Origin of the sequence: Oscillatoria sp. FACHB-1407 (assembly GCF_014697545.1) — a bacterium.
Classification (GTDB): domain Bacteria; phylum Cyanobacteriota; class Cyanobacteriia; order Elainellales; family Elainellaceae; genus FACHB-1407.
Map to the genome: position 1 here is coordinate 13,655 of NZ_JACJSA010000032.1, position 22,984 is coordinate 36,638.

The following is a 22,984-nucleotide window of genomic DNA, read 5'->3' on the forward strand; positions in this document are numbered from 1 at the left end:
TGGTCTAAACAAGCATCAGCCATTGAATTAAGTAGAACGAACAAGCGAAAGTTGCGTTGCAACTAGAGAGTCAACGCGACAATTAGGATTCAAAACGACAATCTAAATCGAAATGACAACCTAGATCGAAACGACAATCAGAACCGAAACGACAAAGCTAGATCGAAATGACAACCAGAGATCGCTGCGCTTAGCCCAGAGGATGTCTCAAGTGAGTGAGGGAGATCGCGCTTGGGCAGACTGCTTGCGGTAGCTCTCGGCTTGAATATCAATAATGAGGGCATGATGGACCAGCCTATCGACCGCTGCGACCGTCATCATCGAGTCAGCAAAGATTGTATCCCACTGACTAAACGGTTGGTTGGCCGTAATGAGCAAACTCTTGCGCTCATAACGATGGGCAATGAGTTCAAACAACACACTGGTTTCCGCTTCCGACTTTTTGACATAACCTAAGTCATCGAGGACGATCAAGTCAAAGCGGTCGAGTTTTTTGAGGGCCGCTTGCAGTTGTAAGTGCAGCTTTGCCTGCTGCAGGTGTTGCACCAGGGCGATAGCGGAAAAGAACTTGACGCGTTTACCAAACTCCACCATGGAGCGAGCAATGGCGGCAGCGATATGGGTTTTGCCAACGCCTGAAGCCCCAAAAATGAGGCAATTGTCTGAGCGTGCTAACCAGGAGGGGTCTTCTGCGAGTTGCCGGATGGGTGCAGGATTAAGCTTGGGCACATGGGACCAATCAAAGTTGGAGAGGGTTTTGCCGGTTGGCAGTTGCGCTTCTGAGAGGGCACGTTTGAGCCAACTTTGCCAGCGATGGTGTACCTCCGATTCGCACAGTTGCAGCAAGAACTGGGCGTAGGACCACCCCTCCTGCATCGCTTGTTGTTCGAGGCTTTCCCAATGGTTGAGCATATGACAGAGGTGCAGGCGTTTGAGGTGCAGGCTGAGGCTTTGGTAGGGGCTGACGGGAGGGTGGGTCGTTGTGGTTGCTGGGGTGGGTGGGCAGGAGTTGGTCATAGGTGGATAAGTCGTGTTGGGTCACTTGCAAAGTGGGTAAGGGGGTTGGGCTGAGCAGTTGAAAGTGTTGCTGTAAGCCCATTAACGTTAGGGTCTGCGTTGCCAGTTGCGCTTCGAGATAGTCCGCCACTCTGGCTTCTTTGTCCTTGATGGCAGCAATGTAAAGGGCTTCGACCATCAGCACTGCTGCACTATCAAGGTCAAACTGAGTTTTCAGTTGCGCCCACAACTGACGGTAATGGTCATTGGGCAATAGCTCTTGTTGCCAAGTGCAATACAGGAACGCTCTCGGTTTTCGCCGCAGTCCCTCAATCACATGGCGGTAGTTGATGCAGCGAGCCCGTCGTTTGGCTGGGTCAGTAGAGCGCACTCGTGGCAACTCAACCACCACCTGGTACCCCCAGTAGCCAACGATCCGGTCGTGATACAGGTGTAGTTCTAACGTGCGTCCGATTAAGCGCGATGGCACCGTGTACAGGATAGAGCGCACCTCAATGGTGCTACGGCAACTGACTTTAGCACTAACCACTTCGTAGTCAGCAACTCGGTATTTGGGCAACGGTTGCAGTTGCGGTTTCTCCTGCTCAAACTTCTCTTGACACTGCACGTTTAAGCCAGAAACGGCTGCGTCAATCACCGCTTGATACTCACCGATACTGGTAAAGTCAAAGCTGCCTCGCAGTAATAATGCTTGCTCGATGCGGTTTTTCAGGTGCCCGTGAGGTGCCTCGATGGAGCCGTTTTCGTGGGCAATGCCCCGATTGTTGCGTGTTGGCTGCATCCGGTAATGCTGGCACAACTGGTCGTACAGTTGAGTCACTGCCTGCCCTTTGCCACCACTGTTACGATACGCCGCGCTCAAGCTATCGGTACGATGTTGTTTGGGCACCCCTCCACAAGAAAATAAGGCATTCTGCAATCCCTCCGAGAGGGCGACAAAGCTTTCCCCACCCTGGATAATCTGAGCATACTGCCACCCACTGTAGCCCAAGCGATAGTGGTAGATTAGGTGTTCAAAGCGTTTGCCGTTTATCGTAATCTCAATTCCTTTGAGTTCGCTGAAGTCTGAAAATCCCATTCCTCCTGGCGCATGACGCAGTTCAAACATCACGTCTGGCGATGCCCCATGTAGCACACGCCAATGAGCTACTCGTCGTTGCAACGTTCGCAACACGTTCGGGTATTGGCCTGGATATTGCTGTTGCAGATACTCAAAGAGGGTCATCGGTCTGAGTCGCGGTTGCTGCTGCAACATCGGTTCCAACTCCTCCTCCCAAACGCTTTTGAGTGGGTCAGACTTGGTACGACCTCGTTTTTGTCCTCGTTTCGGTTGATGCTCACCTGCTTCAATGCGTTGCGCCGTTCGCTCTGAAAACTCGGCAACATAAGCCGCATCGACCTGCGTTAAGCCGATTTCTCGTCCGTTCATGTACACTCGTAGTTGATAACTTTTAATTGTTTTTCCAGGCACTATTGGCGTCTCCTTTTCCACAGGAATTGCCCAATAGTGTCTTTCTGTTTGGAGGCACGGTTTGCACTCTAGACTGCAATTTGCGATCTCAATAATGCAAGATGACAACCCGCCAAGGGCATCGCCGTCGCCCGTCATCTGCATTGTCACTTAATAGGATCTGCTTTTGCCCTGTGGTTGGCAATTTTGGCCAGGGTTTTAGTCGGAGCAATGCCGATCGATACTGGGATTCCAGTCCACTGCTTAACGCTCTGACGCATCTGCTGCCCGTACTCGACTCGGTTGTGCTGACTAAAACCCGTTAAGTCAAGTCTGCAACGAATTGCTAGATGGTTTTCACTCAAACCGATCGAAGCCGTTCAATATCTCGGATGGGAGGCGCACCAAACATGCGGGAATATTCTCGACTGAACTGCGAGGTACTTTCATAACCAACTCGATAAGCTGCCTGAGTTGCATCGATCGCCTCGGCAAGCATGATCTGACGGGCATTCATCAGCCTCAGATGCTTTTGATATTGCAACGGACTCATAGAGGTAACTGCCTTAAAGTGGCGATGAAACGATGCTGCCGACATATTCGCCTGTTCAGCAAGCTCCTCAACCCGCAACGGTTGGGCAAACTCTGTCTTGATTTGTTTGATCACATCTGCAATGCGCTGCATGTTGCTGCCAAAGGTGGCAACCTGACGAACGGCTTCCCCTTGTTCATCGGTGAGGAGACGGTAATAGATTTCGCGGATAATCAGGGGAGCGAGAAACGGAATATCCTGCGGTGTATCTAAAAGTTCTGTCAGTCGAATGGCGCAATCAATCAAGGATGGACTGGCATTACTAATACACAAGCCTCTTACAGAGTTCTCTCGCGTATTGATATCTGGATTTGTTTGAACAATAATTTCACAGAGTTGGGCTGGATCTAGATTCAGCTTTAAGCCGAGATAGGGCTGATCGGGTGTTGCCTCGATCATGCAAACGCTCAGTGGCAAATCCACCGACGTTACCAAATATTGAGCGACCCCGTACTGAAAGTCTTCTTCACTGAGCGATAAGTTCTTTTCGCCCTGCACCACCATCGCAAACAGTGGTTCGCTGACATCCTGAATGGTTTTGGAAGTATCGCATCGCACGAAGGCTAAGGGATCGATCGCGGTTGGATAATATCCACTTCTCTCACTGCTCGTATGCCGCTCGATGAGTGCTGCCAATTCTGCACATTTGGCGATCGCCAATTGCCGTTGTATTGGCAAAATCTCTCTATGGGTAGAAGTGGCGATCGCCATTTCATGGCTCAGTGTCTTGCTCGTCATGCTGGTTTCTTGACTGATAGAACACTTCTCATGCCTGCATTATAGGAGACGTTTTCCCTAACCAAACCTTGCTTGAGAGGATCAGGCAATCATCTGCAAGGTCTGTGTATTTGGGCAAAGGCAGATTCAACCTAAGATGACCTCAGGCTGAAAAGCGGAAGGTATTCACTCATCAGGCTCCGAACTCGTGTTGCAAACACAAGTCGGTAAATAACTTTTATGAATGCGAATGAAAAAGTAGTTTTGATCACGGGAGCAAACAAGGGACTCGGCTTGGAGATTGCGCGTCAACTCGCTCAAAAGAACTGTATGGTGCTGCTGGGTGCCCGCGATCGCAATCGTGGAATAAAGGTAGCTGAGATGCTCAAGCAGGTTGGAAATGTTCAACCGATCGAAATCGATTACGCGCGTCCAGATACGATCACACAGGCGGCTAAAACCATCGACGCTGAATTCGGCAGGCTCGATATTTTAGTCAACAATGCAGGCATGGCTGATCCGGCTGATGGTCTGCCCAGTCAAACCGATGTAACCGCTGTTGAACATATCCTGGCGACCAACTTCATCGGTCCGTTGCGAGTCACACAAGCAATGCTGTCACTGATTAAAAAGTCAACCAGCGGTCGCATTGTGAATATGTCGAGCGAACTCGCATCACTCACACTCAATGGTGATCCAGAGTGGAAATTTGCCCAATCCAAGTTGCTGGGTTACTGCGCGTCTAAAGCGGCATTGAATATGCTCACCGTACAGTTGGCATCTGAATTACGTGACACCAACATCAAGGTGAATTCTGCCGATCCAGGGTTCACTGCCACCGACCTCAATCAATTTCGTGGAGAACAAACAATCGGGGAAGGAGCCATTGAACCCGTGCGACTAGCTTTGCTTGATGACAATGGATCGACTGGTGGTTTCTCTGGAAGAAATGGTGAACTTCCCTGGTAGATATACCTTACAAGCGCGAGGTTTTTTATGAAAGTTGCGATCGCACTATCTCGACAGACTGTGTATTGGAGAAAAGTCGTCAACAAAATAATCGCTGCCCTGGGATGCATGTTTATTACGCTACTCATTGTGTTTCTACCTGCAATCACTACTGCACAAACTCGACCAGCAACAATTGCACCACAAACTCAACCAGAACAGAGTCGCCGCGAACGAGGCAATCAAGTTATCAATAAGCTAACCAGCGGGGCAGGGCAACCTGTACTCGATGCCCTCCGTCAGGATTTCCCATTTCTTGCAGATGCGATCGTTGATTATTCACTCGGTGAAGTCTGGTCGCGTCAGGGACTAGACGATCGCACCCGTCAGCTTGCCACCGTTGCCGCCTTTGCCGCCGCTGGAAATCTGCCACAACTAAAGATTCATGCAGGCTATGCCCTCAGACTTGGCGTAACGCAAGACGAACTTAAAGAAATCATTTACCTAACCACAGTAACAGCCGGTTTTCCGCGCTCGATTGATGCGGCACAAGCCATGAGAGAAGTCTTCACCGCGCAATAAAAGCGTCTTAGCACTACAAAACAAGTTCACTCCACAACTGCAAAATAACCAGGAGATAAGACTCATGACGACCCATGAAAACACCCAAAAAGTTGTGCTGATTACAGGTGCAAGTAGCGGCATTGGTGAAGCAACCGCCAGATTACTGGCTCGCAACGGTCTACGAGTTGTGTTGGGCGCACGGCGTACCGATCGCCTTGAAGCGATCGCCTCCGAAATCCGTGAGAAAGGGGGCGTAGCAGAATATCGTGCCCTGGATGTCACTAACCTCGAAGACATGCAAGCCATTGTTGAGTTTGCAGAAAATAAGTTTGGTCATCTGGATGTCGTAGTCAACAATGCAGGTATCATGCCACTCGCCAAGCTAGAGGCATTAAAGATCGACGAGTGGAACCGCATGATTGATGTCAATATTCGCGGTGTCCTCCACGGCATCGCGGCTGCCCTCCCTGTTTTCAAGCAGCAACAGTCTGGACAGTTTGTAAATATCTCCTCCATTGGTGGACACATCGTCTATCCGACAGCAGCCGTGTACTGCGCAACCAAGTTTGCCGTCTGGGCAATCTCTGAGGGACTGCGGCAGGAATCGACGGATATCCGGGTTACGATCATCTCGCCCGGAGTGACCCAATCTGAACTTCCCAGCACCACCACCGACGCTGAAGCAGCGCAGTGGTTAGAGGAATTTCGTGGAGCCGTAATTCCACCCGATGCGATCGCTCGTGCCATTGCCTTTGCGATCGAGCAGCCCGCAGATGTAGATGTGAATGAAATTATTGTCCGACCGCTTGGGCAGCCCAGTTAAACCAGATTGCTTTATTGCTAGGAGAGTATGCAATTGAACAACGGGGTGAGTTTTATGACGCCCAACAGATCTGGGTATCCGCAGGGTAAGCCACCTCTCTGTCTGGACGATTCCGTTTTGAGTGTGAGGCAGTTCTTCTAAAATCTAGACATCAATATAATGGGCGGTATGCTTATGCACCGCATCAGGAGAGAGTCGGATGATTGACCTGCCTGGAATTGCTATTCAAAGCAAGATCTATGAGAGTCCAACCTCTTTAGTGTATCGGGGTATCCAAATGTCTGATGGGCGGGCAATTGTGGTCAAACTGCTCAAGCAGGATTATCCCTCTCCTCAAGAATTAACGCGCTATAGACAGGAATATGCCATTACCCACTCTCTGAATCTGGAAGGGGTAGTCAAAGCATACAGCCAGCAAGACTACCAACGCACGTTGATTATTCTCTTAGAAGATTTTGGTGGAGAGTCGCTGGAGCAATGGATGCGGCAGCAATCAAGTTTCTGCCCCATGTCCTTACCTGCATTCCTGCAACTGGCGATCGCACTCACCGATATTTTGGGCCGTATTCACGCCAACAATATCATTCACAAAGATATTAATCCTGGAAATATCGTTTTTAACCCAGGTACTGGCGTTGTTAAAATTATTGACTTTGGAATAGCTACCCGATTTAATCGCACGAATCCAACCTTCAAAAGCCCTCATCGTTTAGAAGGCACATTAGCCTACCTGTCTCCAGAACAAACCGGGCGAATGAATCGCTCACTTGATTACCGCACTGATTTTTACTCGCTTGGAGTCACGTTTTACGAACTTCTAACAGGACATCTGCCGTTTGAAGCAACTGATGTTCTGGAGTTAGTGCATTGTCATATTGCGAAACAGCCGATTCCGCCGCATGAGATTGGTGGTGTAGGGTTCGGGGTGTGGGGTGTAGAGGATGCGTTATCATCCACAGCTAATGCAATTCCTGAAGCGGTTTCGGATATTGTGATGAAGTTGGTGGCGAAAAACGCAGAGGATCGCTATCAGAGCGCCTGGGGCATTAAATCGGATTTAGAACGCTGTTTGCATCAACTTGAATCAACAGGGCAGATTCAAGCCATTCAGCTAGGGCTGCAAGATATTTCTGATCAATTTCACATTCCCCAAAAACTCTATGGACGTGAAGCAGAACTTGCAACATTATTGACAGTATTCGACAAAGTAACAGGGGGAGACGCGGAGAGTGAACAAATTGACCCCACACCCCACACCCCACACCCTACACCCCTAATGCTAGTCTCCGGCTATTCTGGTGTTGGCAAATCTGCGTTAGTGCAGGAACTCTACAAACCAATCACAGCAAAACGCGGCTATTTTATTTCTGGCAAGTTTGATCAGTTTCAGCGCGATATTCCCTACAGTGCGATCGCCCATGCCTTGCAACAATTGGTGCAACAACTGCTGGGTGAGCCTGATGAGCAATTGCAACAGTGGCGATCGCGTCTACTATCAGCGTTGGGCAGCAACGGACAACTCATCATTGATGTGATTCCCGGAGTAGAACTGATTATTGGCAAGCAACCACCCGTACTAGACATTGGGGCAACGGAAGCTCAAAACCGTTTTAATCGAGTCTTTCAGCAATTCATTCGAGTATTTTGTGCCAAAGAAAATCCTCTAGTGATCTTCTTAGATGACTTGCAGTGGATAGATTCGGCAACGCTGAAGTTAATTGAACTGATGCTGCTGGATGAGCAAACCAAATCTCTATTTTTAATTGGAGCCTATCGAAGCAATGAAGTCAATTCAACTCATCCACTTGCATTAGCACTGGAGAGGCTACGGCAACAAGAAGCGATACTTCAGGAGATTGTTCTAGCACCCTTAACCCTAGAACCGTTAACTCAGTTGGTTGCCGAAACGCTCCATCAAGAGATGAAGGCAGTTCTTCCTTTGGCTGAATTAGTACTGCGTAAAACAGAGGGCAACCCTTTCTTTGTTGGTGAATTTTTGCGATCGCTGTACAGTGAAAATCTCTTGAGCTTTCATGCAGAACACTTGAGCTGGCAGTGGAACATTGATCAAATTCAAGCTCTGAATATTACCGATAATGTGGTGGAGTTGCTGTTGATCAAGTTAAAGAAACTACCAGAGATAACTCAGCAGTTTCTTCGACTCGCCGCTTGCATTGGGGCTGAGTTTGATTTAGAAACGCTAGCGATTGTATGTGATCAATCACCGACAATTGTTTTTCAAAGCTTGTTAACAGCAGTACAGCTTGGATTCATTCAACCGCTTTCTGAATTAGACGAGAATTTGTTAGTTCGGGAGTACAAGTTCTTACACGATCGCGTTCAACAAGCTGCCTATACCTTGATTGATGAATCGCAGAAACAGGTGGTTCATCTGCAAATCGGTCGCAATCTGCTGGAAAAAACGTTGCCAGAGGAGTTATCAGAGCGGTTGTTTGAAGTTGTGGATCATTTCAATCATGGAATTGAGTTGGTTGCTGATCAATCTGAGCGAGATGAAATTGCCAGATTAAATCTAATTGCAGGTCAGAAAGCAAAAGGGGCGATCGCCTATCGTGTGGCTGAAAAATATTTAGCGGTAGGACGAGCATGGCTGGCAGCTTATAGCTGGCAAACTAACTATGACTTGACCTTGGCGCTGTATATAGAAACTACAGAAGTCGCATATCTATGCGGTGAGTTTGATCAGGTAGAGACTTCGGTAGCAATCGTTCTACAAGAAGCTAAAACGGTGTTTGACCTTGTGAACGTTTACGAAATCAAAATTCAAGCATATATTGCACAGGGGCAGCCCTTGCAAGCAATCAAGACAGCATTACAAGTTTTGCCACAGTTTGGAATTAAGTTTACCGAATCACCAAATCAGCTAGATATTCAGCTTGAACTGGACGCAACCTCGCGACTCTTTAGTGATAAATCGATCGAAGACCTGACTCATTTACCGGAAATGAGCGAACCGAATAAGTTAATAGCAATGCGAATTTTATCCAGGATTATGATTGCGTCCTGGATTGCTGCTCCTGAATTGATGGTATTACTGGTCGCTAGACAGGTCAGTTTGTCGATAGAGCATGGAAATGCGTTTTCATCTCCCTTTGCATATGCCAACTTTGGATTAATTCTCTGTGGAAAGAGCGGAGATATCGAGACTGGTTACGAATTTGGAAAACTGGCTTTAAGGTTGTTGTCCCAGTCTAATACCCATTCACTTACCGCCAGGACGTTGCTCATTGTAAATACTTTCATCATTCATTGGAAAGAGCATGTGAGGAACACGTTCCAGCCATTGCTAAGAGCTTACCACAATGGGCTAGAGACTGGAGACTTGGAGTATGTCGCCTATGCTGCACACGCTTATTGCTTCAACTTTTATGCAGTTGGAAATGAACTCACAGAAGTTGCACGAGAGATAGCAAAATACAACGAAGCAATCTGCCAAATTAAGCAGGAAACGGCGCTAACCTGGAATCGAATATTTCAGCAGATGGTCGCAAATTTGATGGGTTATTCAGACAATCCAATTTGTCTCATTGGTGAGTTCTACAATGAGGACAATCAATTAGCACAACATGAAGTCGCAAATGATGGAACTGCAATCTTTGATGTCTATGCCAATAAACTCTTTCTATGCTACTTCTTCTCCGAGTATGCTCAGGCAGTTGAGAATGCAGCGATAGCAGAACGATATTTAGCCCAAATAGTAGGCACCTCTTTTATTCCTTTTTACTACCTCTTTGATGCTTTAGCAAGACTAGCAATATATCCTGAGAGCAGCGTTCAAATACAGGCGGAAATTCTAGAAAAAGTTGCTGTCAACCAAGAGAAAATGGAGTATTGGGCGCATTATGCGCCGATGAATCATTTGCATAAATATCATTTGCTGCAAGCAGAGACCGCACGAGTTTTAGGTCAGTTGCTTGAGGCAGAGGAGTTTTATGAACAAGCGATTCAAGGGGCTAGAGACAATGAGTATCTTCAAGAAGAAGCGTTAGCCTATGAGTTAGCTGCCAGATTTTACCTGGAGCGGGGTAGGGAAAAGTTTGCCCAAACCTACATGAAGGAAGCACACTACTGCTATGAACGCTGGGGAGCGATCGCAAAGGTTAATGATTTAGAAACTCGTTATCCACAATTCTTTGCTCAACCATCAAGTATGCCTGATGCACTAGACCTTAAAGCATCTAAAACCACTTCAAACACCTCACACGTCGCTTTCGATTTAGCAGCAGTGATGAGAGCATCACAAGCAATTTCGAGTGAAATTGAATTGGAACGGTTGCTCAATTCCCTCATGCAGATTTTAATTGAAAATGCTGGGGCACAAACTGGATGCCTGCTCCTGGAAAACTCAGGAGAATGGGCGATCGGAGCTTCGTGTGAACTGAATGATGGTGAGAACATTTTGACACAAGTGTTGCAATCGGTTCCCATTGCAAATCGCTTATGTGAATCAATCATTCAATATGTGATCCGGACTCATGAATTCGTTATTCTCAATGATGCGGCTCGTGAAGGTCATTTCATCCATGATCCCTACATTCAACAGAACCAAACGCAATCACTTCTTTGTTTGCCGTTGTTGAATCAAAGTAAGCTCATCGGTGTGCTGTATCTAGAAAATCAATTAACAACTGGGGCATTTACACCAGAGCGATCGCAAGTTCTAAATTTACTCTCTACCCAAGCCGCGATCGCGATCGAAAATGCCAAACTCTACTCAAAGCTACGCGCGAGTGAAAGTCGGATGGCTCAATTTCTCGAAGCAATCCCGGTAGGGATTAGCATCGTGGATGGGGCGGGTCGCCCTTACTACTTCAACCAACGAGCAACTCAGCTATTGGGTAAAGGGATTGATCCGTCTCTGATACCCAATCAACTTGCAGAAGTTTATCAAACGTATCTGGCGGGAACGGAGCAAAAATATCCGACTGAGAAAATGCCAATTGTCCGGGCATTGAGTGGCGATCGCACCTCAGTTAACGATATGGACATTCGCCAAAACAACGTAACTATTCCAGTTGAAGTATGGGGCACTCCTATCTTTGACGAACAGGGTAAGGTGACCTATGCGATCGCAGCCTTTCAAGACATCACCCAGCAAAAACAAGCTGAACAGTTGTTAGCTGATTATAATCGCACCTTAGAGCACCAAGTATCAGAACGAACGGCAGAGTTACAAGAAAGCGAAGCAGAACTGCGCGCTCGTGAACAAGAATTGCGGCTCATTACAGACGCTCTCCCGGTTGCTATTGGTTACATCGATGCTGAGCAACGCCATCGCTTTGTCAACCGCACCTATGAGATTTGGCGTAGCTGTAGCCGAGACGAAATTTTAGGCAAGTCTATTCGTGAGCTGGTGGATGATACAGCGTATCAAGTGCTGGAACCGTATGTTAATCAAGCGTTAGGGGGACAAGCGACAACGTTTGAAGCAGAAATACTCCTGCCAACAGGCAAAAAGTACTTGAGTATAACCTTAATTCCTGATTTTGATGCAAATGCTCAAGTCATTGGATTCTATGCTCTAAATACAGACATTGGTCATCACAAAAAAGCAGAAAAAGTGTTGCGCCAGTCCGAGGCTCAGTTTCGGGAACAGGCAATCCTCTCCGCTTTTCGCGCCGATGTGGGCAGTGCCCTTGCTCAAAGTGATAGATTGTCCTTGATGCTGCATCGCTGTGTGGAAGCCGTTGTTAAGCACTTTAATGCTGCATTCGCCCGGATTTGGACGCTCAATAAAGACGAGAATATTCTGGAGTTACAAGCCAGTGCGGGAATGTATACCCGACTTGACGGCACCTACAGTCGAGTTCCCGTAGGTAGCTTCAAAGTTGGACGCATTGCTCAGGATCGCTGTCCTCTGTTGACCAATAATGTGTTCTGCGAGTCATCCATTGATCAAGAATGGGCAGAACGAGAAGGCATGGTGGCATTTGCGGGCTATCCCATCCTGCTGGAGGAGCAGCTTGTTGGCGTGATCGCAATGTTTGCCCGACATCCCATTCCGTCATCCAACTTTGAGGCATTGGAGTTTGCGGCTCACGAGATTGCATTAGGAATTAGACGCAAACAGGCAGAAGTAGCCTTGCAAGCCTCTGAAGCCGAACTGCGCGATGTCTTTGACGAGCTTCGCTTACGAGAACAGGAATTACGGCTCATCACAGATGCTCTACCTGTTTGTATTGCTTATATCGATGCTAACCAGCAGTATCGCTTTGTCAACCACACCTACGAGATTTGGTGTTGCTGTAGTCGGGACGAAATTTTGGGTAAGTCTATTCGTGAGTTTGTCGGCAATGCCATGTATTTAATGACTGAACCCTATATTAACCAGGCATTAGCAGGACAAACGGCAACCTTTGAAGCCGAAATGTCTTTACCATCAGGCAACAAATATATCAGTACAACCTTAATTCCCAACCTGGATGGTAAGGCTCAAGTTATCGGATTCTATTCTCTCAACGTAGATATCAGCGATCGCAGACGTGCCGAAGAAGCCTCAATTTTAGAGGAACGTAACCGCATGGCGCGAGAAATTCATGATACGCTGGCACAAGCCTTTACGGGGATTCTAGTTCACATGGGAACCGTTTCTCGATTGGTGAACACTAACCCTGACGCAATTCAAACCCACATTAATACGGTGCGAGATCTGGCTCGCAGCGGGCTAACAGAAGCGCGCCGGTCGGTTGCAGCACTCCGTCCTCAAGCGCTAGAAGATGGCAATCTCTGGACAGCCCTAGAACGATTTGTAGCAACGCTGCAATCTTCAACTGAAACCAGCTTGATTTGTGAAATTATCGGTACTCCCTATGTCCTACCTGCTGAAACGGAAAACAATCTTTTGAGAATTGCACAGGAAGCATTTACAAACGCTATCAGGTATGCCAACGCAACCGAAATTCGGATTGAGTTAGTGTATGAATCGACGCAATGCTTCTTGCAAATTAGAGACAACGGACAAGGATTTGCAGCCAACCCTACAATTCTAAATCGAGGGTTTGGCTTAATGGGAATGACCGAACGAGCGGAACGCATTGGGGCACAACTTTCAATCGAGAGCCAATTGGGGCAGGGAACCGAAGTTGTTGTGGTGATTGAGGTGTAGGGTATGGGGTGTAGGGTGTAGGGTATGGGTAAATTGGAAAGTTACCGTGATTTGGAGGTTTGGAAAGTATCAATGCAGTTAGCAAGGGAAGTTTATCAATCGACAGAAGGTATGCCGAAACATGAACTATATGGATTAACGTCTCAGATTCGTAGAGCAAGCGTTTCTATACCTGCAAATATTGCTGAGGGGTATGGACGAAATTACCGTAAGGAATACATCCAGTTTCTTGGTATTGCTAATGGAAGTCTCAAAGAACTGGAAACATTGCTTCTCCTGGCTCATGATTTGGATTACATTGACGATATTACCAACTTAATGAGTTTGTGTGAAAGTGCAGGACGCCTACTCAATCGCCTTCGCCAAAGTCTTCAAAGATCTACAGGCAGTAATTAAATCTCCACATCCTACACCCCACATCCTACACCCCATGCCTCACACCCTACACCCTATACCCCACACCCCTATTCAGGTTCTGATTGTTGATGATCACGCCATTGTTCGGCAGGGTTTAGCCGCAATGATTGAGAATGAACCGGATATGACGGTGGTAGGTCAAGCAGGGGATGGACTGGAAGCGATCGCCCTCTATCAACAGCTACAACCTGATGTCACCTTGATGGACTTACAAATGCCGCAGATGAGTGGTGCTGATGCGACGTTAGCCATCTGTGCTGAATTTGCCCATGCTCGCATTATTATACTAACCACGTATGATGGCGACGAGGATATTTATCGAGCATTACGTGCCGGAGCCAAGGGCTATTTACTCAAGGATGCCGAACCCGATGCACTGCTCAGTGCGATTCAGATCGTTCATAGTGGGCAACAATATATCCCTTCTGAAGTGGCTGCCAAGTTAGTGGAACGGATGAATATTCCAGAATTGAGCGATCGCGAACAAGAAGTTGTGCGTCAGATGGCGCTGGGTTTGAGTAATCATGATATTGGTGCGGCTTTGAATATTACCGAAAGTACGGTCAAGTTCCACATCAACCGAATTTTGAGCAAATTAGGCGTGAGCGATCGCACACAGGCGGTGATTACGGCACTGAAGCGGGGACTGGCTAAGTTGTGACAGCGATGAGAACTGAACTTAAGTTCGGTTGAGATCTCGTTGCAGAGAGAGTGAGCGGCTGTTGTTTCATGCCCTTAAACACCCAACTTTGAGTTGACGACAAAACTGCATTCATTTCATAAGCTAAAGGCATCCAAACAATGGAGGTGGCAGGAACCACAGACAGGAATCATGGTAATCATTTAATGCCGTGAAAACTCCCTTTGCTCGTATGTCCGATGATCTGATGAATCAAAATAGTCATCTTAATCAACTCCTGGTTCTACCCTCACAACGGGATCACTACCAGGGAGTGCTCAATGCCTCAATCGTACTGGTGGAGTATGGAAATTACCAATGCCCTCAATGTAGAGAAGTCCATCAGTTGATTCAGGAAATTCAGCAACATTTTAGTTCTGAGTTTCCTGAGGAGAATTGGCTCTGTGTTGTGTTTCGTCACTTTATTGATGAGCATTTAGCCTATCCTCAAGTTCAAAAAGCAGCAGAGGTGGCGGAAGCAGCCGCAGCGCAAGGTCAATTTTGGCAAATGCACGATATGCTGTTCACCCATCAAGAAGCATTGGACGACGGCTATCTTGTCGAGTATGCCAATCGTCTAGGACTCGATATTTCCCAGTTTTTGCAAGATCTATCTAAACAAGTACATATCGATCGGATCAATCAAGATATTCAAAGCGGAATACAAAGTGGAGTGACGATTGCTCCAGCTTTGTTTATTAATGGAATTCGGTATCGCGATCGCTGGAATGTTGAACAGTTAATGGCAGCTATCACTACTGCAAGCTATTAGGCTTTCTGTTTCTCAACCTTTCTACTGAAATTGCAGATGCAATTTTGAGTTCATCATTTTCTTCTAATTACGTTTCTCATTGCAAACAACAGAGAAAGAGAATTTATGACTCACTATGACTACATTGTGATTGGTGCAGGTTCGGCAGGCTGCGTTGTCGCCAACCGTCTGACTCAAGACAGTAACACAACCGTTTTACTCCTCGAAGCAGGTAACCCTGATACAAAGCCAGAGATTCACATTCCAGGAGAATGCCTCAGTCTACTAGGCTCTGAGGTGGACTGGGGCTATTTCTCTGAACCCGAACCCTACTTGGATAACCGCAAAATCTTTTGTCCACGCGGCAAAGTCTTGGGGGGCAGCAGTTCGATTAATATCATGATTTATATGCGGGGCAATCCTCATGATTATGACCACTGGCAGTCATTGGGGAATCCCGGTTGGAGTTATCAAGATGTGTTGCCCTACTTCAAGAAATCGGAACACCAGCAGCGCGGCGCGTCTGAATTTCACGGAGTTGATGGGGAGTTGAGTGTCACCGATCCGATCGCGCCTACTGTGGTATCTCAACGCTTTGTAGACGCAGCGATCGCACTCGGATATGACCACAATCCTGATGTCAATGGCATGCAGCAGGAAGGGGCAGGACTTTATCAGTTGACGATCAAAGATGGTAAACGGCACAGTGCTGCGGCTGCTTTTCTCGTACCCATTCTCGATCGCCCCAATTTAACGGTAATGACAGGGGCATTGGTGACTCGCTTGTTATTTAAGGGAACTTGCACTGTTGGGGTGGAGTACCTGCATGAGGGCACACTGCACGAGGTCAAAGTCAACCGGGAAGTGATTTTAAGTGCTGGCGTGTTCGATTCGCCCAAGCTGCTGATGCTGTCTGGTATTGGAGATGCAGAACACCTGAAAGCGATGGGAATTCCGATCGTGGCTGATTTGCCGGGCGTTGGACAAAACCTCCAAGATCACCCTGTTGTGTCTGTAGCACACGAGGCAACTCAGGATTTACACCCAGCAAGCACCAGTAGCATCGGTGAAGCTAACTTGTTTTTGCATACTGAAGGAAATCTAGATGCTGCACCAGATTTACAATTTCTCTTTGGTCCCGTTGTGTTGGTGCCGCCTGGTTATACCCACTCTGGTTTAGGATTCACAAGTTTCGTTTGTTTGACTCATCCCCACAATATTGGCAGTGTCAGTTTGCGATCGCCCGATCCCAAAGACCCACCAATGATTCAAGTGAACTTTCTTCAAAGTGAAGCGGATGTGCAAAAGCTGGTTATCGGGATTAAATTACTCCGTAACTTGTTCGATGCCAGTGCTTTGGATGAGTTTCGCGGTAAGGAAATCGCTCCGGGTGCCGACAAACAGAGTAATGCAGCACTCGTTGCTTACGTCCGGGAGACTTGCAGTACAGTGTGGCATCCGGTCGGCACTTGCAAAATGGGCACTGACCCAATGGCAGTTGTAGACTCCGAACTGCGGGTGCACGGAATTGAGGGGTTGCGTGTCGTGGATGCCTCCATCATGCCAACGATTACCACAGGCAATACGAACGCACCCACCATCATGATCGGTGAGAAGGCAGCAGATTTTATTAGAGCAGGTCGCACAGCGAAAACAGTTCTCAGCAATGCCCAAAATCCGGCATATTCAGCTATTTAGAATGGCGATCGTCTTTAACCAAGCGCAGGTCATCACGCCCGTCGAGGGTTTGTCGGTCGATATCAGGCAAACAGAACACTCGTCTTCTGTAAGGAATACACAATGGCACTCATTACAACACCATTCGGACGGCATTCCACCGCTGCTGAGGTAGTAAAAGGAATTGATCTTTCTGGCAAACGGGCGATCGTCACGGGAGCCGCATCGGGCATCGGCATAGAAACCGTGCGGGCACTGGCTCAAACTGGAGCGATCGTCACGCTAGCGGTGCGTAATACCGATGCTGGAGCACAAGTCGCGGCTGACATTACGGCTACTACTGGAAACCAGAATATTCATGTTGTTCCGCTCGATTTAAGCGATCGCAACTCGATCGCCAACTTCACCGCTGCCTGGAATGAACCGCTACACATTCTCGTCAACAATGCAGGCGTCATGGCCCTGCCCGAGCAGCGCACACCCGAAGGTTGGGAGATGCAGTTTGCCACCAACTATCTGGGGCACTTTGCCCTGGTACTCGGACTACACGACGCTCTCGCGGCGGATGGTGCTGCCCGTATCGTCTCGGTTAGTTCTAGTGCGCATCTGATGTCACCCATTGTGTTCGATGATATTCACTTTATGTTCCGTCCGTATGATCCGTGGCTGGCATATGGACAATCTAAAACCGCCAATATTCTCTTTGCTGTGGGGGCTACTGCACGCTGGTTTAACGATGGTATTACGGCTAATGCCTTAATGCCTGGTGCGATCGCCACGAACCTCCAACGTCATACGGGCGGTCTTAAAATGCCGCCTGAGCGGCAGAAGACAATCGCGCAGGGTGCGGCAACATCTGTCCTGCTGGCAACTTCTCCGCTCCTGGAGGGCATTGGCGGACGCTATTTCGAGGACTGCAATGAAGCTGCGATCGTCACCAGCGGGAACGGCTATATGAGTGGCGTTGCTCCCTACGCCCTGAATCTAGACAACGCCGATCGGCTCTGGGATAGCTCACAGAAAATATTTTCAGATTGCACAACGCCCCTTGAAACCGAGGCTATTACTTAAAAGGAACCAAAATTATGACTTCACGAACAGCTCAAACCACCACTTTTTCTGACGAATCGGCAATCCGTGCTTTCCTTCGCCAGATGATTGATGCCTGGAATCAAGGTAGCGGCAAAGGCTTTGCTGCCCCGTTCAGCGAAACTGCCGATTTTCTCACGTTCGAGGGCACGCACCTTAAAGGTCGAAAAGAAATCGCTGCATTTCATCAGCAAGCATTCGACACGGTTGTCAAAGGAACACGTCTGGAGGGTGAGGTGAATTTCGTCCGCTTTGTGAACTCACAACTCGCGCTCATGCACGTTGTGATCAGAGTAATGCTGGCCGGACAAACCGAAACTTCACCGTCACGAGATTCGCTACCGCTCTACGTCGTAACGAAAAGTGACGAAGGCTGGCAGATCGAAGGGTTACTCAATACCCGGAAGTTAACGCTAGAACGTCAATTCTTCTTAGACGACTTTGACTCACTGAGCGCAGAAGCTCAATGTCAAGTAACCGACTTCGTTGCAGATCTCAAGCGGCAGCAAGCAGATCTAGCACCGATTTAGAGCTGTCCAAATCTTTGGAGCTGAACATGAAAATAATTTCTGTCAATGTTGGATTACCTCGCGAAGTGACCTGGAAAGGGAGAACCGTTAGTACTGGAATTTTCAAAGAACCAGTCACAGATCGAGTCATGGTGCGATCGCTAAACCTGGATGAAGATGGACAGGCAGATCTCACCGTTCATGGCGGAGTTGACAAAGCTGTATATGCTTATCCGTTTGAGCATTACGACTACTGGCGCACTGAATTGCCTGACACGGACTTAACAATGGGCAATTTTGGTGAAAATTTCACCACTACTGGGCTGAAAGAAGAGGACTTGAATATTGGCGATTGCTTCCAAATCGGCAGTGTGGAACTCATGGTGACACAGCCGCGAATGCCCTGCTACAAACTTGGGATTCGCTTTGGGCGAGCGGATATGGTGAAACGCTTTCTCGCCAGCCGTCGCACCGGATTTTACTTCCGTGTTTTGCAAGAGGGCGAAGTCGTCGCCGGAGACACTCTAGCGCTAGTGAGCCGGGATGAGAACAATATCACAGTTGCTGATATCACTCAGTTGTATACCCGTGAGAAAAACGATCCAGAGTTATTGCAACGTGCGACTCAATTAGAAGCATTACCTGAAAGTTGGCGCGACTACTTCCAAGAGCAGGTTCGTCGTGTGAGATAGATCAGCCTGCTGTTAAACAGCACCATTGGACTTTATACACTGACAAGGAGTAATCCCATGACGACATATCGCACCGTTTCGATTGATGGTTTAGACATCTTCTACCGTGAAGCGGGTTCTCGTGATAATCCAACGATTCTGCTGTTACACGGCTTTCCAACGTCGTCTCACATGTTCCGCAATCTCATACCCGCACTTGCAGATAAATTCCATCTCATTGCTCCCGACTATCCAGGTTACGGCAACAGTTCGATGCCAACTGTGAATGAATTTGACTACACGTTTGACCATCTAACTGAGATTGTAGAGAAGTTTATTGACGCGATCGATCTGAAAAAATACAGTCTTTATGTCATGGATTACGGCGCACCCATTGGCTACCGCATTGCAGCAAAATATCCAGAGCGAGTGCAATCTTTGATTGTGCAAAACGGCAATGCTTATGAGGAAGGTCTGCGCGAATTTTGGGAGCCGATCAAGGCATACTGGCAGGAGCGATCGCCTGAGAATGTAGAGAAACTCAAATATCTTGTCACCCTGGAAGCGACAAAATGGCAATACACCAACGGGGTTCGCAATCCTGAAGCGATCAGTCCGGATACCTGGACGATTGATCAACATTTTCTCGATCGCCCCGGTAATGGTGAGATTCAACTGGCGCTATTGTACAGCTACGGCACGAATCCACCGCTCTATCCCCAATGGCAAGAGTATTTCCGCAAATATCAGCCACCGACTCTGATTGTCTGGGGCAAGAATGACTACATTTTCCCTGCTGAAGGTGCTTATTCCTACCAGCGCGACCTGAAAGACGTTGAGTTCCATTTACTCGATACAGGACATTTTGCACTGGAGGAAGAGGGAGAGGCGATCGCAAATTACATCACTCAATTTCTCGCGTCACGACTGCAACCTATTCTTGCCTAATCAACCACTAATGAACACTGCCAAGTTCATTGGCTTAACAGTGATATTTCAACCCATTATTCACTACTTATCCCAAGGAGAACATCATGGTTGCTCAAATCAATTCACCAGCAGTAAACGTTTTAGAAGTCGCAGATGATCCGCGTCTTTCCAGAGAAACGAAGGAATTTTTAAACGTGTTGAATTCAGGGGGTGTGGCTTTAGAAACCTTATCTCCACTCGAAGCGCGTCAAGTCCTTGTGGATGGACAGGCTTCCGTGACCGTCGATCTTTCTGGCATTGAGGAGTCTGAGAAGACGATTACTGCTGACGGTTACACAATTACGCTCAACATCGTGCGTCCTGAAGGAGTTCAAGGTATCTTACCCGTTTTCATCTTTATTCATGGTGGTGGTTGGGTATTGGGTGATTACCCAACCCATAAGCGAATGGTTCGCGATCTCGTTGTGCTTTCAGGATTTGCGGCTGTCTTTGTCAACTACACTCGCACGCCAGATGCTCAGTATCCTCAAGCGATTAATGAGATTTATGCTGCGACCAAATGGGTTGCCGAGCATGGTAATGAGATTGGAGTTGACGGCAAAAATCTGGCAGTTGTCGGCAACAGTGTCGGCGGCAACATGTTAACGGTTACTACATTAATGGCAAAAGAAAAGGGAGCTCCGCACATCAAGCTGCAAATCCTGCTCTGGCCCATTGTAGACGCTGATTTTGAAACGAATTCCTATCACCAGTTCGGTGACAAACGTTTTCTGACCGTACCGACGATGAAGTGGATGTATGACATGTACATCGCTGATCCAGAGAAACGCAAAGACATCTATGCCTCTCCCCTGCGGGCGACTGTTGAGCAACTGAAAGGCTTACCTCCAGCGTTAGTCGTAGTTGCAGAAAGCGATATTTTACACGACGAAGGCACAGCCTATGGGCGCAAGCTCGATGAAGCCGGAGTAGATGTGACGCTCGTGCAATACGACGGCATGATTCACGACTTTGGATTGCTGAATGGTTTAGCTGAGCTTCCAGCAGTTCGATCGCTTTTCGTTCAAGCTGCCGCTGAATTGAAGAAACATCTGCAATAGAAGTTGACCGCTATGGACAATCACATCCCAAGTGCCAAGGATATTGTCGGTCCATCTCCACTGATTGCGATCGCAAACGAACCACCTGCCAAGCTGATTGTCGATCCGCCACTTTCCGAACCTCTGTCTCAAGGTCGCGTCTTCATCCAGTATCGGACGGAGAACCTGCGAGTATTGCCCGTGTTTGGTAAAGGTGCCCTTGATGTATCGCCGCGCGTTGGTCATATCCACATTACGGTTGATGACGCGCCCTGGCACTTTGTTGATACCAGCGGCGAAACGATTATCCTGGTCGGACTGGAACCTGGTTTACACAAGGTGTTCATCGAACTAGCCGACCCCACGCACAATGTAATCACTAGCGAAACCGTGATGTTCACGGTACCCGATTTGAGGCGATGAATCAGCGTTCATCAAATAAGGATTTACCATCATGCAAAAACTAGAAGGAAAGGTCGCTCTTGTTACGGGTGGCACGAGTGGCATTGGTCTGGCTACTGCCAAACGCTTTGTTGCCGAAGGCGCGTATGTTTTTATCACGGGTCGTCGCCAGCCTGAACTCGATGCTGCCATAAGAGAGATTGAAAAAAACGTCACGGGCATTCAAAGTGATGTTTCCAATCTGGAAGACCTCGATCGCCTCTTTGCCACAATCGAGCAGAAGCAAGGAAATCTCGATGTGATCTTTGCCAATGCTGGCAGTGGAGAAATTGCTCCGCTCGGAGCCATCACCGAAGAACACTTTGATAAAACATTCAACACAAACGTCAAAGGTCTGCTATTCACTGTGCAGAAGGCATTACCGCTGCTGCCAGAGAGTGCTTCTATCATTTTGAACGCCTCCACTGCTTCTACCGTGGGTACTTCAGCTTTCAGCGTTTATAGTGCCACCAAAGCCGCTGTGCGATCGTTTGCCCGGAATTGGACACTCGACCTGAAAGAGCGCAAGATTCGGGTGAATGCCATTAGCCCTGGTGTGGTTCCAACTCCCGGGTACGATCACCTGGGATTAAGTGATGAGCAGGTGCAGGAGTTCATAGATAGCCAAGCTGCCAACATCCCTTTAGGACGAGTCGGCACACCCGATGAGATAGCCAAGGCTGTTGTTTTTCTCGCATCAGACGATAGCAGCTTTGTGAACGGCATCGAACTGTTTGTTGATGGCGGTATGGCACAGATTTGAGGTGCCCGAAAGGCGATCGCAAAGAGCAATTAACAACCAAGAGAAAAACAATGAAGATCAACAAGAATGACACCGCAGTCGTCATTATCGATCCACAGAATGATGTTCTGAACGAAAAGGGGTTTCCTGGCACTTGGTCAGTAACAGTGTTAAGGAGAATAGAACCGTTGAGAACATCGAGCATATCTTCAAAGCCGCGAAGCAGCATGGATTTGAGGTTTTTATCTCCCCCCACTATTACTACCCCACCGACTATGGATGGAACTTTGCCGGAACCGTAGAGCGCATGATGTTGGAGTCCAGAGAGTTCGATCGCAAGGGTGCGTTGAGCCTGGATGGTTTCTTAAGATCGGGCGCAGACTGGCTCGATCGCTACAAGCCTTTCATTGAGGACGGCAAGACGATTGTGGTTAGTCCCCATAAAGCGTATGGACCGCAAAGCAATGACCTCGTTTTGCAACTGCGGAAGCGCAACATCAGCAAAGTTATTCTGCTGGGGATGTTAGCCAATATTTGTGTGGAAGCTCACCTGCGCGACTTGATCGAACAGGGATTTGAGGTACTCATCGTTAAGGATGCTACGGCTGCTCCGCAACATCCAGATCTGGGCGATGGCTACAAGGCAGCACTGATCAATTTCGGATATCTTGCCAATGCTGTCTTGTCTACGAATGAAGCTGTAAAAGCGATGGCGTAACGCTAAATCTAGGTACTCCATCTCATTGTGAATGGATCGAGAAC

At 47.9% G+C, this 22,984-nt stretch carries 19 protein-coding genes and 1 pseudogene; 16 read left to right on the top strand and 4 right to left on the bottom strand.

Annotated elements, in window-relative coordinates; translation table 11 throughout:
• Positions 1-207 precede the first annotated feature (207 nt).
• The 4 genes and pseudogenes from istB to H6G89_RS31435 all read right to left on the bottom strand — a co-directional run bounded on the left by istB (position 208) and on the right by H6G89_RS31435 (position 3,797).
• Positions 208-876 carry an IS21-like element helper ATPase IstB gene (gene istB, locus H6G89_RS31425; RefSeq protein WP_375539711.1) on the bottom strand — a complete coding sequence of 223 codons (669 nt, stop codon included), beginning with the start codon at positions 874-876 and terminating at the stop codon, positions 208-210.
• Positions 758-2,488: pseudogene (gene istA, locus H6G89_RS36160) on the bottom strand (IS21 family transposase); the annotation flags it as partial. The pseudogene istA and the gene istB, both read right to left, overlap by 119 nt.
• Before the next feature lie 146 nt (positions 2,489-2,634).
• Positions 2,635-2,832 (bottom strand): Y-family DNA polymerase, encoded by a 198-nt coding sequence (locus tag H6G89_RS36505; protein ID WP_199337045.1) that lies wholly within the window; start codon positions 2,830-2,832, stop codon positions 2,635-2,637.
• A complete protein-coding gene (locus H6G89_RS31435; RefSeq protein ID WP_242060211.1) occupies positions 2,829-3,797 on the bottom strand; it encodes an AraC family transcriptional regulator in 969 nt (322 codons plus the stop codon). Before H6G89_RS31435 ends, H6G89_RS36505 begins: the two co-directional genes overlap by 4 nt.
• A gap of 219 nt (positions 3,798-4,016) precedes the next feature.
• Between H6G89_RS31435 and H6G89_RS31440 the strand changes: the two genes are divergently transcribed.
• The 16 genes from H6G89_RS31440 (at position 4,017) to H6G89_RS31515 (ending at position 22,940) form a co-directional block, all read left to right on the top strand.
• A complete protein-coding gene (locus H6G89_RS31440; protein ID WP_190513957.1) occupies positions 4,017-4,745 on the top strand; it encodes an SDR family oxidoreductase in 729 nt (242 codons plus the stop codon).
• Between the two features lie 27 nt (positions 4,746-4,772).
• Complete coding sequence (locus H6G89_RS31445; protein ID WP_190513958.1) at positions 4,773-5,306, top strand: carboxymuconolactone decarboxylase family protein; 534 nt, start codon at positions 4,773-4,775, stop codon at positions 5,304-5,306.
• A 64-nt stretch (positions 5,307-5,370) separates the two neighbouring features.
• The gene (locus tag H6G89_RS31450; protein WP_190513959.1) at positions 5,371-6,111 is read left to right on the top strand and encodes an SDR family oxidoreductase; all 741 of its coding nucleotides are present in this window, start codon (positions 5,371-5,373) and stop codon (positions 6,109-6,111) included.
• Positions 6,112-6,310: 199 nt separating this feature from the next.
• Positions 6,311-13,237 carry a PAS domain-containing protein gene (locus tag H6G89_RS31455; protein WP_190513960.1) on the top strand — a complete coding sequence of 2,309 codons (6,927 nt, stop codon included), beginning with the start codon at positions 6,311-6,313 and terminating at the stop codon, positions 13,235-13,237.
• A 24-nt stretch (positions 13,238-13,261) separates the two neighbouring features.
• Positions 13,262-13,633 carry a four helix bundle protein gene (locus H6G89_RS31460; RefSeq protein WP_190513961.1) on the top strand — a complete coding sequence of 124 codons (372 nt, stop codon included), beginning with the start codon at positions 13,262-13,264 and terminating at the stop codon, positions 13,631-13,633.
• A 34-nt stretch (positions 13,634-13,667) separates the two neighbouring features.
• Complete coding sequence (locus H6G89_RS31465; protein ID WP_190513962.1) at positions 13,668-14,315, top strand: response regulator transcription factor; 648 nt, start codon at positions 13,668-13,670, stop codon at positions 14,313-14,315.
• Positions 14,316-14,505: 190 nt separating this feature from the next.
• Positions 14,506-15,105 carry a DsbA family protein gene (locus tag H6G89_RS31470; RefSeq protein ID WP_309230143.1) on the top strand — a complete coding sequence of 200 codons (600 nt, stop codon included), beginning with the start codon at positions 14,506-14,508 and terminating at the stop codon, positions 15,103-15,105.
• A 105-nt stretch (positions 15,106-15,210) separates the two neighbouring features.
• Entirely contained in the window at positions 15,211-16,782 is a 1,572-nt protein-coding gene (locus H6G89_RS31475) for a GMC family oxidoreductase (protein WP_190513963.1), read from the top strand.
• A gap of 102 nt (positions 16,783-16,884) precedes the next feature.
• Positions 16,885-17,832: an SDR family NAD(P)-dependent oxidoreductase gene (locus tag H6G89_RS31480; RefSeq protein WP_190513964.1), complete on the top strand. Its 948-nt coding sequence runs from the start codon at positions 16,885-16,887 to the stop codon at positions 17,830-17,832.
• A gap of 14 nt (positions 17,833-17,846) precedes the next feature.
• Positions 17,847-18,380 (top strand): SgcJ/EcaC family oxidoreductase, encoded by a 534-nt coding sequence (locus tag H6G89_RS31485; RefSeq protein ID WP_190513965.1) that lies wholly within the window; start codon positions 17,847-17,849, stop codon positions 18,378-18,380.
• A gap of 26 nt (positions 18,381-18,406) precedes the next feature.
• On the top strand, positions 18,407-19,051 hold the full coding sequence (locus H6G89_RS31490) for an MOSC domain-containing protein (RefSeq protein WP_190513966.1): 645 nt from the start codon (positions 18,407-18,409) through the stop codon (positions 19,049-19,051).
• A 57-nt stretch (positions 19,052-19,108) separates the two neighbouring features.
• Positions 19,109-19,978 carry an alpha/beta fold hydrolase gene (locus H6G89_RS31495; protein WP_190513967.1) on the top strand — a complete coding sequence of 290 codons (870 nt, stop codon included), beginning with the start codon at positions 19,109-19,111 and terminating at the stop codon, positions 19,976-19,978.
• 86 nt (positions 19,979-20,064) lie between these two features.
• Positions 20,065-21,060, top strand: coding sequence for an alpha/beta hydrolase (locus tag H6G89_RS31500; protein WP_190513968.1), 996 nt, complete (start codon positions 20,065-20,067; stop codon positions 21,058-21,060).
• A gap of 12 nt (positions 21,061-21,072) precedes the next feature.
• The gene (locus H6G89_RS31505; RefSeq protein WP_190513969.1) at positions 21,073-21,462 is read left to right on the top strand and encodes a DUF6130 family protein; all 390 of its coding nucleotides are present in this window, start codon (positions 21,073-21,075) and stop codon (positions 21,460-21,462) included.
• A gap of 31 nt (positions 21,463-21,493) precedes the next feature.
• A complete protein-coding gene (locus H6G89_RS31510; RefSeq protein ID WP_190513970.1) occupies positions 21,494-22,243 on the top strand; it encodes an SDR family oxidoreductase in 750 nt (249 codons plus the stop codon).
• A 133-nt stretch (positions 22,244-22,376) separates the two neighbouring features.
• Positions 22,377-22,940: an isochorismatase family protein gene (locus H6G89_RS31515; RefSeq protein ID WP_199337046.1), complete on the top strand. Its 564-nt coding sequence runs from the start codon at positions 22,377-22,379 to the stop codon at positions 22,938-22,940.
• Positions 22,941-22,984 lie beyond the last annotated feature (44 nt).